Origin of the sequence: Mesorhizobium sp. C268A (assembly GCF_040324475.1) — a bacterium.
Taxonomy (GTDB): Bacteria; Pseudomonadota; Alphaproteobacteria; order Rhizobiales; family Rhizobiaceae; genus Mesorhizobium.
Genome location: NZ_JAMYVX010000003.1, coordinates 920,303 through 933,659, shown reverse-complemented (window position 1 = coordinate 933,659; position 13,357 = coordinate 920,303). Strand labels below are relative to the sequence as shown.

Here is a 13,357-nt window from a genome sequence, read left to right as displayed (position 1 = left end):
GGACCAGCCGGCGGTTGGCGCCGGCTGGCCCTTCAATCCTGGGGAGGAGGGTATCATGGCAGTACAGGGTGCGGTCGCGTCGCGCAGCGGGCTGAGATCGGCCCTGCCGCTGCTGGCGCCGGCCTATCTCTGGCTGACGGTGGCGATCTTCCTGCCGCTCTCGGCCATGGTATTCTTCTCCTTCATGACCGACCTGCCGCTGTCGGGAAAGCCGTGGGCGTTCACCCTTGGCAATTACGCCGCCTTCTTCTCGCAGAGCCTATACCTGACGCTGCTGCTGGCTTCGCTTCGGCTCGGCCTTGAGGTGACGCTCTGGTGCGTCGTCATCGGCTATCCCGCGGCCTATGTGCTGGCCAAGGTGCTGAAGGGGCGCAGCCGCGAGGCGATCTTCCTGCTGGTCATCTTGCCGTTCTGGTCGAACGGGCTGGTGCGCATCTTCTCCTGGGCGATGGTGCTGCGCGAGGGCGGCATCCTCGACACGGCGCTCAACGCCGTGCTGCCGTTCAAGATCAACATCGATCTGATGTATTCCTACCCCGCAGTCATCATCGGCCTGGTGCACTCCTACGTGCCCTATATGGTGCTGACCTGTTACCTCACTTTGCAGGCCATCGATGACTCGCTGATCGAGGCCGGACGTTCGCTCGGCGCCTCGCGGCTGCAGGTGCTGAAGCGGGTGATCATCCCGCTGTCGATGCCCGGCCTAGTGGCAGGTGCGGCACTGATCTTCGTGCCGGTCGTCGGCTCGTTCATGGAGCCGCGCATCCTCGGCGGCCGCACCGGCACGTTCTACGGCACGGTGATCGAGGACCAGTTCGTCGCCGTCTTCAACTGGCCGCTGGGGGCGGCGCTTTCCTTCATCCTGCTGGCGGTGGTGCTGGTGATCCTGGCGGTTGCCTCGCCGGTGCTGCGGAGGGCTGCTTGATGATGACGACCCGCATCCTCGAAGGACTAGGCCGCTTCTACATCGGACTGCTGCTCGCCTTCCTCTATCTGCCGATCATCATCATGGCGCTGATGTCGTTCAACGTCTCGCCCTTCTACCAATTGCCGTTCGAATGGACGACGGAATGGTATGCCTCGCTCTGGCAGAACGACCAGCTGATCGCGGCCACCTGGAACAGCCTCGAGATCGCGGTCATCACCACGCTCATCTCAGTGGTGCTTGGCTCGGCCGCTTCGCTAGCGCTGTTCCGCTATGATTTCCGCGGCAAGAAAGTGCTGCAGGCGCTGCTGTTTCCGCCAATCGCCATTCCGTGGCTGATCACCGGCACGGCGATGCTGATCTTCTTCTTCGGCGTCGGCATTGGTCGCGGCCTGTTCGCCATCCTGCTCGGCCATGTGGCGCTGGCGCTGCCCTATGTCATCGTCGTCGTCTCGGCCCGGCTGCAGACTTTTGCACCGGAGCTGGAAGAGGCGGCGCGCTCGCTCGGCGCCAACCAGTGGCAAGTGACGAGGCGTGTGACGCTGCCGTGGATCATGCCCGGCGTCATTGCCGGCGGCTTGTTCGCATTTGCCGTGTCGTTCGACCAGTTCGTCGTCTCCTACTTCCTGGCGACCCCGGGGCAGACGACGCTGCCGGTCGAAATCTACGCCGCGATCCGCAAGGGGTTCACGCCCGAGATCAACGCGGTCTCGACCATCATCATCGTCGTGTCGATGGCGCTGATGCTGCTCACGGCGCGCTTCTTCAAATTCGGCGGAGAGAAATAATGGCCGGCGTGCAGGTATCGAACGTCTCGCGCAGTTTTGGCGCGCACAAGGCGCTGGACGACGTCTCCATCGATTTCGCCGATGGCGGCTTTTATGCGTTGCTCGGCCCATCGGGCAGCGGCAAGACCACGCTGCTTCGCCAGATCGCCGGCTTCGACTTTCCCGATACTGGCCGCATTGCCATTGGCGGCGAGAGTGTGGAACGCGTGCCGGTCGAAAAGCGGCGCATCGGCATGGTGTTCCAGAACTATGCGCTGTTTCCCAATATGAGCGTTGCCGACAATGTCGCCTTCGGCCTGTCGGTGCGCGGCGAAACGAAAGCGACGATCGCCACCGAAGTGCAGCGCGCGCTCGATCTCGTCCAACTCGGGAAGCTCGGCGAGCGCCGGCCGCACCAGCTCTCCGGCGGCCAACGCCAGCGTGTGGCGCTGGCGCGCGCCATCGTCACCAAGCCGCGCGTGCTGCTGCTCGACGAGCCGCTCGGCGCGCTCGACAAGGCGCTGCGCGTTGACATGCAGATCGAGCTGAAACGCATCCAGCGCGAGGTCGGCATCACCACCATCTTCGTCACCCACGACCAGGAAGAGGCGCTGACGATGAGCGACCGCATCGGCATCTTGCGCGACGGCAAGCTCGTGCAGGAAGGGCCACCGGAGGAGATCTACAACCGGCCGAAGAGCGAGTTCGCCGCCACCTTCCTTGGCGACGCAAACATTTTTCGCGGCGATGCGACCGGCAACGGCATCCGGCTGCCTGACGGCACGGCGATCGCCGCCGGGGTGGGTGATCGGCTTGCCGCCGGTACGAAGGCCAGCTGCGCCGTGCGTCCCGAACGCATTCGCATCGCGACCGATGCCGGGGTTGCGGATGCGGCCAATGCCAACGCTCTGAAGGGCCAGATCTCCAAGCGCATCTTCGCCGGCAACAACAGCACCTATTTCGTCGAGCGCGCCGGCCAGACGCTGAAGGTCATCGTCCAGAATACCGGCAATGACCGGCTGGCCGAGGGCCAGGATGTAATGCTCAGCTGGTCGCCGGAAAGCACTGTGCTGATTGCCGCAAACTAGTTCGCACCGTCACCCCGGCATGGTTCTGATGGGAATTGATGGAGCGGACCTTGGCTGATCGACGGGCCATGGCGTTATATCCGTCCTCCAGGGAGGAATGGATGGCAGGCCAGGGTTTCGAGCCGGATGTAAGGGTTCGCACCAGCGAATACCGGATCGGCTGCATCGGCGCCGGCATGATCATGGCCGAATGCCATCTTGCCGCCTATGCGCAGGCCGGTTTCCCAGTCGTCTCCATCGCTTCGCGCACCAAGGCCAGCGCCGAGAAGGTAGCTGCACGCTGGAGCATTCCGACCATCCACGACACACCGGAACAGCTGATCGAGGATTCCGAGGTCGAGATCGTCGACCTTGCCTTTCCACCCGACCAGCAGCCGGCGCTGATCCGCCATGCGCTGAAGCAGCCCCACATCAAGGCGATCCTGGCGCAGAAGCCACTGGCGCTGTCGGTCGATGAAGCCGTGAAGCTGCGCGACGAGGCAGCCAAGTCAGGCAAGATCCTCTCGGTCAACCAGAACATGCGCTACGACCAGTCGATGCGCGTCCTGAAGCAGATCATCGACAGCGGCGCGCTGGGCGACATCGTCTTTGCGCAGATCGACATGCATGCGATCCCGCACTGGCAGACTTTCCTTCAGGACTACGACCGGCTGACGCTCGCCAATATGAGCGTGCATCATCTGGACGTGCTGCGCTTCCTGTTCGGCGATCCCTCGGAAATCACCACGCTGACGCGCAAGGATCCGCGCACGACATTCGACCATTCAGACGGCATCACCGTCTCGACGCTGCGCTTTCCCTCCGGCGTGCTCGCCGTGTCGCTGGAGGATGTCTGGTCCGGACCGCGCCAGGAGGGCTATGAGGACGACCAGCACATCAACTGGCGCGTCGACGGCACCAAGGGTGTCGCCAAAGGCACGATCGGCTGGCCGAAAGGCGTGGCCTCGACGCTGACCTATGCGTCGACCAAGACGACCGGCGGCGAATGGGTCAGCCCGAGCTGGGACACGATGTGGTTCCCGCATGCCTTCATCGGCGTGATGGAGCAATTGCAGCATGCGGTGAAGACAGGCGCGCCGCCGGCGCTCTCCGTCGCCGATAACGTCAAGACAATGGCACTGGTCGAGGCGGGCTACCGCTCGATGGCGCAAGGCCGCACCGTCAAACTGTCCGAGATATCGATCGACTGAACATGCCGCCGAATAGTGTGGCGGCTGAATCGCTTACCGGGAGGAGTTCACATCATGATGCAGGCAGGTATCTTCACCGGCTATTTCCCCTATGAGCTCGCGGAGGCCGCCCGCCGCATCCGTGCACTCGGCTTCAACACAGTGCAGCTCGACATGCATTTCAGGGATGTCGATCTCACGGCCGGGCAGATCACCGGGGACAAGGCGAGGACAGTGCGCGACACGTTTCGCGACCACAATCTGCCGGTCTGCTGCATCTCGGGCTACACCAACATCATCCATCCCGACAAATCCGAGCGCGAGAAGCGCGTCGGCTATCTCAAGGAAATCATCCGCAATGCGCGCGACTTCGGCTCGCCCTACGTGATCTCGGAGACCGGCACCTACAACACCGAATCCGACTGGGTGCATCATCCCAAAAACAAGACCGAGGAAGGCTTCGAGGAATGCCGCAAGGTGATCTCGGATCTTGCCCAGACGGCTTACGACCATGGCGCGGTGTTCCTGCTCGAAACCTATGTCAACAATGTCGTCGGTTCGGTCGAGGAGACGGTCAAAATGTTCGCGCAGGTCGACCATCCGGGCCTCGGCCTGCTGATGGATCCGACCAATTATTTCGAGGCGCACAATATCGACCGCATGGACCAGGTGCTGAACCAGGTGTTCGACACGCTGGCCGACAAGATCCGCATCGCGCACGCCAAGGACGTCAAGCGCTCAGGCAGCGACAAGACCGAGAAGCATGCCGATATCGGCGACGCGGACGCGCATGAGGGGCTGACCTTCCGCGGCGTCGGCGAGATCGAGCTGCCGGCGCCCGGGCTGGGATCGCTGAATTACGATCTCTATCTGCAGCGGCTCAGTGAGAAGCACCCGAACATCCCTGTTATCATCGAGCATCTGACCGAGGACGACGTGCCGCGGGCGAAAACATTTCTCGACGGGAAGTTCCGCGCCAACGGGCTTTGAGGTAGGCGAGACGGTGATGGCGACGGCGGCCAAGACAAAGCGCGATTACGGCCTGGTCGGCGAAAGCACCCGCCGGGCGATCGAGACCGGGCTGGCCTCGGCCGAGTGGTATCACACCGACGTGCCGCGCAAGGCAATGAAGGAACTGATGCAGCGCTCCGACGGGCCGGCGATCCGCGATACCATCATCTGGATCGCAGCCATCCTGGGCTCGGCCGCCGGCATCATCTGGTTCTGGGGCACGTGGTGGGTGGTGCCGTTCCTGCTCGTCTATGGCGTGCTGTATGGATCGTCGAGCGACTCGCGCTGGCATGAATGCGGCCATGGCACCGCTTTCCGCACACGCTGGATGAACGATGCGATCTACGAAATCGCCAGCTTCATGGTGGTGCGCAATCCGGTGCAATGGCGCTGGAGCCATGCGCGGCATCACACCGACACGATCATCGTCGGCCGTGACGCCGAGATCGCGGTAATGCGGCCGCCAAATCTGGTCAAGGCGGCGCTTGCCTTCACCGGCATTCTCGATTTCCGTTATTCGCTGCCGATCCTGGCGCGCCAGGCGTTGGGCAAGCTGTCGGACGACGAAAAGAGCTACATTCCTGAGACCGAACAGGGCAAGGCCATCACGGCGGCGCGCTGGCATGTCGCCGTGTACGTTGCGACGATCGCCCTCGCGATCGCGCTGGGTTCATGGCTGCCGCTGGTGCTGATCGGCCTGCCGCGTCTTTATGGCAGCTGGCACATGGTTCTGACCGGCCTGCTCCAGCATATCGGGTTGGCCGACAATGTCGTCGACCACCGGCTGAACACGCGCACCGTCTACATGAACCCGGTCAGCCGCTTCATCTACTGGAACATGAATTATCACGTCGAACACCATATGTTCCCGATGGTGCCCTATCATGCGCTGCCGAGGCTGCACGAGCTGATCAAGCACGATCTGCCGGTGGCGAACCCGTCGATGTGGCATGCCTATCGCGAAGTCTGGCCGGTGCTTTTGAAGCAGCTGCGGTACGAGGATTATTTCCTCAAGCGCGAATTGCCGCCGACGGCGCGGCCCTATCGCGGTGAATTTCACGAGCTCGATATGTCGGCGGCGGCCGAGTAGCGAATAAACCACCCGCCTTCTATCCGGCCTGTTACGGGGCCGGTAAGGTGACCGGGAAAAGCAACCAGCCAACAGGGACATCCCGATGAGCCGAAAGAGACCGACCGTCGCCGATCTGCGCGCCATGAAGGGCAAGCGCCAGCTGACCATGCTGCGCGTCCTGACCATGGACGAGGCCGAGGCTGCCGAGCGGGCAGGGGTCGATATCGTCTCGGTGCCGCCCGAGCTGGTGCTCAACCCTGAGTATCGCGATGCGGCGCCCAGCCTGTTCACCATGCCGGGCGAGAATTTTTATGAGATCGGCACGGCGGACGATTTCCTGCGCTGGGCGTTCCGGCTCTACAAGGCCGGCGCCGACGCCGTTTATTGCAGCGCCGGTTTCGCCACCGTGAAGCGGCTCGCCGACGACGCGATCCCCGTCATCGGCCATGTCGGCCTCATTCCGTCCCGCGCCACCTGGACCGGCGGCTTCAAGGCCGTCGGCAAGACCGCCGACACCGCCATGCAGATTTTTGAGGCGGTCAAGCAGTATGAGGCCGTTGGAGCTCTCGGCGCCGAGATCGAAGTGGTGCCAATCGAGGTGGCGAAGGCGATCTCGGAACGGACCTCGCTGATCATGCTGTCGATGGGTGCGGGCACCGGCTGCGACGCGCAATATCTGTTTGCCGACGATATTCTTGGCCAGAACCGGGGCCACATGCCGCGCCATTCCAAGGTCTACCGCAACTTCGCCGCCGAGTACGATCGTCTGCAGGCGGAACGCGTCGCGGCGTTTTCCGAGTACGTTGCCGACGTCGATAGCGGCGCCTATCCGGAAGACAGGCATGTCGTGCGCATGGATCCGGCCGAGCTCAGCCTGTTCATGAAACGGGTGGACGCAAAGGGCTGACTACTCGGCCTCCTTGCCGATCATCGCTGCACCTTGCCATGTTCCGTCGGCGAGCATGGCATGGAGTACCTCGGCATCCGTTCCCAGCGGCCGGTCCTCCCTCAGCATCGCCACATGCGCGCGCACCGCGGTATGGACCGCTGCTGTGCCGGGCGCCAGCTTGAGACCGTCGCGCAGATCGACGGCTTGCGCGGCGGCCATCAGTTCGAAGGCGATCAGCCGGCGCCATAGCGCGATCATTTCGGCGCATTTCGACACCGCCAGAGGGGTCTGCGTCGCATGGTCCTCGACGCCTTCGGACACGGGAAGGAAATCCAGCATCACCGGATTGGCCTTGTGGCGGATGCCGGCCAGGATTGCCGTTGCCGTCTTTTGCAGCGGCACGAAACCGGCCGAGGCGCCGCCGACCGGCGACAAATATTTCGGCAGGCCGTTGCGGCCGGAGCCGGCGAGCTGGATCAAGCGGGCAACGCTTGCCGCGGCACATTGCGCGATCCCCAAGCCGAGCGTCTCGAAGGCAAGTGCCAGCGATGCGGTGTGGAAATTGCCGGTCGACAGAACCAGCCCGTCATCGCCCAGCACCAGCGGATTGTCGGCGGCGGCATTGAGTTCGATCTCCAGCGCCAGCCGCGCCTGGTCGATCGCCTGGATCAGCGCGCCATGGATCGACGGCATGCAGCGGATCGACAGCGGGTCCTGCAAGGTGGTCGGCGTCGGCTCCTCGTCGCGGGCAAGCAGGTCGCGCAGGCCCTTGGCCGCGAGTTGCTGGCAGGCTGCCGGCCGCGCCAGATGCAGGCGCGGATCGAGGATGGTGCGGTTGGCGCCAAACCCTTCCATGGTCAGCGCTCCCGCCTGCTGCTGTTGCGCAAAGGCCGACAGCGCGTCGGCCAGTACCAACGCGCCAGTGCCGGCTGATACCGCCGAGGCGTTGATCAGCGACAGGCCGTCTTTCGGCGCCAGGCTGATCGGAGCCAACCGCGCCATCATCAACGCCTTGGCCGCCGGCATGCGCCGACCCTGATAGTCAGCTTCGCCGTCGCCGGTCAGCAGACGGGCGAGCGCCGCCATCAGCACGAGATCGCCGGCGCCGATCGAGCCCAACTGCGGCATTACCGGATGCACGCCGGCATTGAGCGCATCGACAAGGGCGGTGAAAGCCACCGGCGAAATGCCGGAGCCGCCGACTGCCAGCATCGCTGCGCGCGCAAGCATGGTCGCCCGCACCGCCTCTTGGGGCAACGGTTCGCCGACAGCGCCGCTTCGCCCTTCCAGCAACTGGCGCTGGAAGGCGCTGGCATCGCCCTCGACCGACGTGCCGAGATTGGCGCCGAGCCCGGTGTTGAGGCCGTAAATCTGCTGGCCGGACGCGGCGACCTGGTCGAGCACTTTTCGCGCTTTGTCGAGCCTCTCGATGACCGTCGGTTCAACCTCGACCTTGCGGCCGCCGCGGGCGACCGCCGCGACATCCTCGACGCTGACGCCGGCGCCGGTGAGGACGAGCGCGCTCATGCGAAGCGCAGCCTCTGGCCGATGCCTTTATCAGCAGCCTTGGCCAGCATCGCCTTGCCCAGCGCAATGTCGGACAGCGACAGGCCGCGATGCCAGAACAGGATCGTCTCGTCGTCGCTTTGCCGGCCCGGCTTGAGGCCGGCGGCGATCTGGCCGAGCTCGGCGTGCAGCGTGGTCTCGCTCAGCCTTCCGGTTTCGACATGAGCGCGCAGCGAGCCGAACTTGCCGCCCTTGCACTGGCCCCAATCGTCGACGACCATTTTCTGCATGATGTCGGTCAGCGACAGCTCCACCGCGCTCATCGTGCCGTACGGCACGACCAGTGCACCAGGCTTGATCCATTCGGTCTTGAGCAGCGGCTGCGGCTCCGGCAGCCGCGAGGCCTCGACGACGATGTCGGCGCCCTTGACGCAGCTCTCCCAATCGGCGACCGCCGTGACGGTCTTGCCGAGATCGGCGGAGAGTTTGGCGGCGAAGCCGTCGCGGCTTTTCGGGCGGCGCGAATGAACGCGGATCTCGTCGAAGTCGAAGAGATGGTCGAGCAGGCGCACGTTCCAGTAGGCGGTACCGCGCGCGCCGATATGGGCCAGCACCTTGGAATTCTTGCGCGCCAGATGCTTGGCGCCGATGGCGGTGACAGCGCCGGTGCGCATGTCGGTGATGACGGTGGCGTCGAGAATGGCGCGCGGCGTGCCGGTGCGCGGATCGAACAGGTTTAGAATGCCAAATTCTGAAGGGAGCCCGTGCAGATAATTGTCGACATAGTCGCCGACGATTTTCACGCCCGCCGTGTCGAGCGGCGCAACGTAGCCGCGCAGAACGTTGAAATGGCCATGGAAGGAAGGGTCGGGTTCAAGATGGACGCGCGGCTCGATCACCGTCTGGCCATTGCCTTGCGCGACAAGCCCGGCTTCGACAGCGGCAATGATTTCGCCGTCGGTCATCTCCAGGGCTTCGATATCTAGGGCATTGAGGTAGTCGATATAGATAGGCTTCATGCAATGTCCTTGGCCGCCCGCCCATCCATAACAGGCTGCGAGCCGACACGGAAGTTTGTTGGATAAGCTCTGGACGGGGCCAGCCATATGCTGTTCAACGCGGTTCGCTATGACTGCCGTTCCCGACACCGAGGCCTCCGCCGCAACCGCCAGCAATGCGCGGCGCGTGGCGTTGATCGTTGCCATCGCGTTTTTCATGCAGCTGCTGGATTCGACGATCATCTCGACCTCGCTGCCGCAGATGGGAGAATCCTTCGGCGTGCCGGCTGTGGCTATGAGTATCGGCATCACCGCCTATATGCTGACCATGGCAGTGTTCGTGCCGCTATCGGGTTGGCTTGCCGACCGCTTCGGCGCGCGCAACATCTTCCTGCTGGCGATCGTACTGTTCACGCTGGCCTCGCTAGCTTGCGGCTTTTCGCAGAGCCTTACCCAGTTCGTCGCGGCCCGTGTCGTGCAAGGCCTTGGCAGCGCGCTGATGACGCCGGTCGGGCGCATTCTGGTGCTGCGCAATGCGTCGAAATCGGAGCTGCTCAACGCCACGGCGCTGATCACCTGGCCGGCGCTGTTTGCTCCCGTGGTCGGGCCGGTGCTCGGCGGCTTCATTACCACGTACCTGTCCTGGCACTGGAATTTCTTCATCAACATCCCGCTTGGGCTGGTCGGGCTGGCGCTGGTCGCGCGCTTCATTCCGGGCGACCGCGCGGCCGATCCCAAGCCGCTGGATTGGCCGGGGTTTTTCCTCACGTCGCTGGGGCTCGCGCTGCTGCTCTACGGCCTTGAGCGCATCGCACATCCGGAAGACGGCGCCTTGCCCGCCGTGCTGCTGGTTGCCGCCGGCATCGTCATCGGCTGGCTGGCGGTGCGGCATCTCCGGCGCGCGCCGCATCCGCTGCTCGATCTCAGCGCGTTCAGGGTGCAGACCTTCGCCATCTCGACGCTTGCCGCCGGCACCATCTTCCGCGTGGCGATCAACGCCACGCCGTTCCTTTTGCCGCTGCTGTTTCAGGTCGGCTTTGGCCTTTCGCCGGTCGATGCCGGCTTGATGATCGTGGCCTACTTCCTCGGCAATCTCGGCATGAAGACGGTGACGACGCCGACGCTGCGACGCTTTGGTTTTCGCACGGTCATGGTCGTCAACGGCCTGATCGCCTCGGCCTCGATCATGGCCTGCGCGGCGATCTCGCCCGAAACGCCGCAGGCGCTGGTAGTGATGCTGATGCTGATCGCCGGCCTGACGCGCTCGATGCAGTTCACGGCGCTGAATACTCTGGCCTTCGCCGACATCGATGCCGCGCAGCGCAACTCGGCGGCGACTTTGTCGTCCATGCTGCAGCAGATATCGATGCTGTTCGGCGTGGCGGTGGCGGCTGCCATTCTGAACCTGTCGCAGATCGTCAGGCACCGGCCGGCGCTCGACCTCGTCGATTTTCGCATCGCCTTCCTGGTCATCGGCGCCATCGGGCTGGCGGCGGCGTTGCGGTTCCTCGTGCTGCCGCCCGGTGCAGGCGCCGAAGTTTCAGGCCACATGACCAGGACCTGAATTCGCGATTTTCGCCGCTCAGGCGGCAATTAATTCCGCCTTGTGCTTTCGCCTCAGAACGGCACCTTCGCGCATACGCGCAATGGCGCAACCGAATGCCAAAAGCGCAGCCTTTTCCTAGCATTGCGCCAGTTCTAGCAATCGGTGCGTCCACTGGAAGATTATCACTGCCAACGGGTGTTCCGAGCGCGGATTCATTTGACGAAGCGGCGCCGAGCCGATTAGCTTTCTTCGGAAGGGGTGGCAGAGCTGCCATCGGGGCGAATGCAGACATGAACACGATTGGCTGGCCAAATGTCAGGAGCCTAAATCAGGAAGGCATTGTTTTTGCCATCGCCGTGGTGCTGTTCGTCGCCGCTGCCATTGGGCTGCCTGGTTTCATCGCTGCCAACAATCTCGTTGCCATCGTCCGCTCGGTGTCGGTGCTGGGCATTTTGGCGCTCGGCATGGCGGTCGTCATAATCGGCAGGGGCATCGACCTGTCGGCGGTGGCGATCATGGCGATGTCGGTCGCCTGGTATCTGCAATTGCTCAACGCCGGAACGCCTGATGGGCTCGCCTTCGCCTATGTGCTGGCAGGCGTGCTCGCCATCGGCCTGCTCAACGGTTTTCTCGTCGCCTATGCCGACGTGCCGGCGATCTTCGTGACGCTGGCGACCGGCTCCTTCGTCTTCGGCTATGTCCGCTCGCAACTGATCACACAGGATGCGGTGCCGGTGCCTCAGGGCCATTGGGTGGAGTTGCTCGGCGGCCTGCGTTTCCTCGACATTCCGATCGAAGTGTTCGTCTTCGCCGGGCTCGCCTTCCTGTTCTTCCTGTTCCTGCGCTACACCAAATGGGGCCGCTACATCTATTTCGCCGGCGACAATCCGGTCGCCGCGCGCAACATCGGCATTCCGGTGCGGCCAATGCTGGTGCTGCGTTATGTGGTTTCGGCCTTCGTCGCGCTGATCGCCGGCCTGCTCACGGCGGCAAGCCTGCATTCGATCAACACCCGCGTCGTCAACTCGACGCTGCTCTATGACATCGTGCTGGTGGCGGTGATCGGCGGCATCGGCCTTTCCGGCGGGCGGGGCGGGGTGCGCAATGTGCTGGTGGGCGCTGCACTGATCGGCATCCTGTCGAACGCGATGACCATCATCGACATTCCGCTGCTCTATCAAAACCTGATCAAGGCGGCGATCCTGCTCGGAGCCATCATCGTCGACGGCATCATCAATCCGCGTGACGAACAGACCGCGCAGCAGGGCGACATCTAAGGGGTACCCGACCGGGTCATGCCGACCGGCCGGCAATAAGTGAAAAACAGAGGATGTGACATGAAACTGATCAGAACACTGATGGCGGCCGCCACGGCGCTTGCCGCTACCGCCTTCGTCGCGCCGACCTTCGCCGCCGACGATCCGGGCCCGGCCGCATACGCGCAGGCGCTCAAGGGCAAGCGCGTCATGCTGGTGCCGCTGGCGATGGGCTTCGACCTTGCGCAGGGCTGGTCGCACTATCTGAAGACGGAAGTCGAGGCCTGGGGCGGCACCTTCGAAACACGCGATCCGAACTGGGTCGTCGATGCCGGTGCACAGGCGATCACCGACGCGATCTCGTCCGACACAAGGCCGGACGTGTTGATCATCCATGCGCCGGACCTCAACTCCTATTCCAAGCTGATGAAGAAGGCGCAGGCCGCCGGCACCTACGTCATACTGGTCGACAATCCCGCCAACTTCCCGGCCGACGCCTTTGTCGGCAGCGACTGGGACCGGCTCGGCCAACTCGAGGCCGAAGCGGCGATCAAGGGCTGCGGCGAGAATTCGTCGAAGAAGATCGGCCTTGTGCAGGGTGATCAGGCCAACTCGTCCAGTCTCTACCAGTATGCCAGCATCATGAAGGTGCTGGAGAAGCACCCCGACTTCAAAGTCGTGGCCAAGCCCGACTCCAACTGGGATCCGACGACGTCGCGCAACGTGACGACGACAATGCTGCAGCAGAACCCCGACATCTGCTCGATCATCGACTTCTGGGATGGTGACGCCACCGGCGCATCCGCCGCCATCCGCGACGCCAAGCTCGACGGCAAGGTCTTTTTGGTCACCACCGGCGGCGGCGAGAAGGCGGCCGATTGCGACAAATTGCAGGACGGAACTTACGGCGCCGTGGTGATGACCGATCTGGCCCGCCAGTCCGGCGACATGAACGCTATCATCAAGTTCCTGCTGCAGAGCGGCCAGCCGGCCGGCACGTCGCACACCTACATCTACACGCTGGAGAAGGCTACGACCAAGGCCGACCTCAAGCCCGACAGCTGCTGGGACCTGAAGGCGCTGCAGGCCGAAGCGGCGGCGAAGTAAGCCGCGCTTTTCGACTGAAATAA

At 63.6% G+C, this 13,357-nt stretch carries 12 protein-coding genes; 10 read left to right on the top strand and 2 right to left on the bottom strand.

Features of this window, described 5'->3' with window-relative positions:
* The first annotated feature begins 55 nt into the window (after nt 1-55).
* The 7 genes from NKL06_RS31335 to NKL06_RS31305 all read left to right on the top strand — a co-directional run bounded on the left by NKL06_RS31335 (nt 56) and on the right by NKL06_RS31305 (nt 6,939).
* Nucleotides 56-925: an ABC transporter permease gene (locus NKL06_RS31335; protein WP_023690767.1), complete on the top strand. Its 870-nt coding sequence runs from the start codon at nt 56-58 to the stop codon at nt 923-925.
* Nucleotides 925-1,713: an ABC transporter permease gene (locus NKL06_RS31330; protein WP_023696229.1), complete on the top strand. Its 789-nt coding sequence runs from the start codon at nt 925-927 to the stop codon at nt 1,711-1,713. The genes NKL06_RS31335 and NKL06_RS31330 overlap by 1 nt, the downstream gene beginning before the upstream one ends.
* A complete protein-coding gene (locus tag NKL06_RS31325) occupies nt 1,713-2,780 on the top strand; it encodes an ABC transporter ATP-binding protein (RefSeq protein WP_023690769.1) in 1,068 nt (355 codons plus the stop codon). Before NKL06_RS31330 ends, NKL06_RS31325 begins: the two co-directional genes overlap by 1 nt.
* A gap of 101 nt (nt 2,781-2,881) precedes the next feature.
* The gene (locus NKL06_RS31320; RefSeq protein ID WP_352581527.1) at nt 2,882-3,970 is read left to right on the top strand and encodes a Gfo/Idh/MocA family protein; all 1,089 of its coding nucleotides are present in this window, start codon (nt 2,882-2,884) and stop codon (nt 3,968-3,970) included.
* A 54-nt stretch (nt 3,971-4,024) separates the two neighbouring features.
* Nucleotides 4,025-4,939 (top strand): sugar phosphate isomerase/epimerase family protein, encoded by a 915-nt coding sequence (locus NKL06_RS31315; protein WP_023705643.1) that lies wholly within the window; start codon nt 4,025-4,027, stop codon nt 4,937-4,939.
* A 16-nt stretch (nt 4,940-4,955) separates the two neighbouring features.
* Entirely contained in the window at nt 4,956-6,050 is a 1,095-nt protein-coding gene (locus NKL06_RS31310; RefSeq protein WP_023690770.1) for a fatty acid desaturase family protein, read from the top strand.
* An 85-nt stretch (nt 6,051-6,135) separates the two neighbouring features.
* Nucleotides 6,136-6,939: a 3-methyl-2-oxobutanoate hydroxymethyltransferase gene (locus tag NKL06_RS31305; protein WP_023682254.1), complete on the top strand. Its 804-nt coding sequence runs from the start codon at nt 6,136-6,138 to the stop codon at nt 6,937-6,939.
* On the opposite strand, the gene NKL06_RS31300 is transcribed toward NKL06_RS31305, so the two are convergent.
* The gene (locus NKL06_RS31300) at nt 6,940-8,448 is read right to left on the bottom strand and encodes an HAL/PAL/TAL family ammonia-lyase (RefSeq protein WP_023690771.1); all 1,509 of its coding nucleotides are present in this window, start codon (nt 8,446-8,448) and stop codon (nt 6,940-6,942) included. It lies immediately after the preceding gene.
* On the bottom strand, nt 8,445-9,446 hold the full coding sequence (locus NKL06_RS31295; RefSeq protein ID WP_023690772.1) for an ornithine cyclodeaminase family protein: 1,002 nt from the start codon (nt 9,444-9,446) through the stop codon (nt 8,445-8,447). The genes NKL06_RS31300 and NKL06_RS31295 overlap by 4 nt, the downstream gene beginning before the upstream one ends.
* 109 nt (nt 9,447-9,555) lie before the next feature.
* Between NKL06_RS31295 and NKL06_RS31290 the strand changes: the two genes are divergently transcribed.
* The 3 genes from NKL06_RS31290 (at nt 9,556) to NKL06_RS31280 (ending at nt 13,334) form a co-directional block, all read left to right on the top strand.
* Nucleotides 9,556-10,989, top strand: coding sequence for a DHA2 family efflux MFS transporter permease subunit (locus NKL06_RS31290; protein ID WP_023690773.1), 1,434 nt, complete (start codon nt 9,556-9,558; stop codon nt 10,987-10,989).
* 272 nt (nt 10,990-11,261) lie between these two features.
* The gene (locus tag NKL06_RS31285; protein ID WP_023690774.1) at nt 11,262-12,248 is read left to right on the top strand and encodes an ABC transporter permease; all 987 of its coding nucleotides are present in this window, start codon (nt 11,262-11,264) and stop codon (nt 12,246-12,248) included.
* A gap of 60 nt (nt 12,249-12,308) precedes the next feature.
* Nucleotides 12,309-13,334: a sugar ABC transporter substrate-binding protein gene (locus NKL06_RS31280; RefSeq protein ID WP_023690775.1), complete on the top strand. Its 1,026-nt coding sequence runs from the start codon at nt 12,309-12,311 to the stop codon at nt 13,332-13,334.
* Nucleotides 13,335-13,357 lie beyond the last annotated feature (23 nt).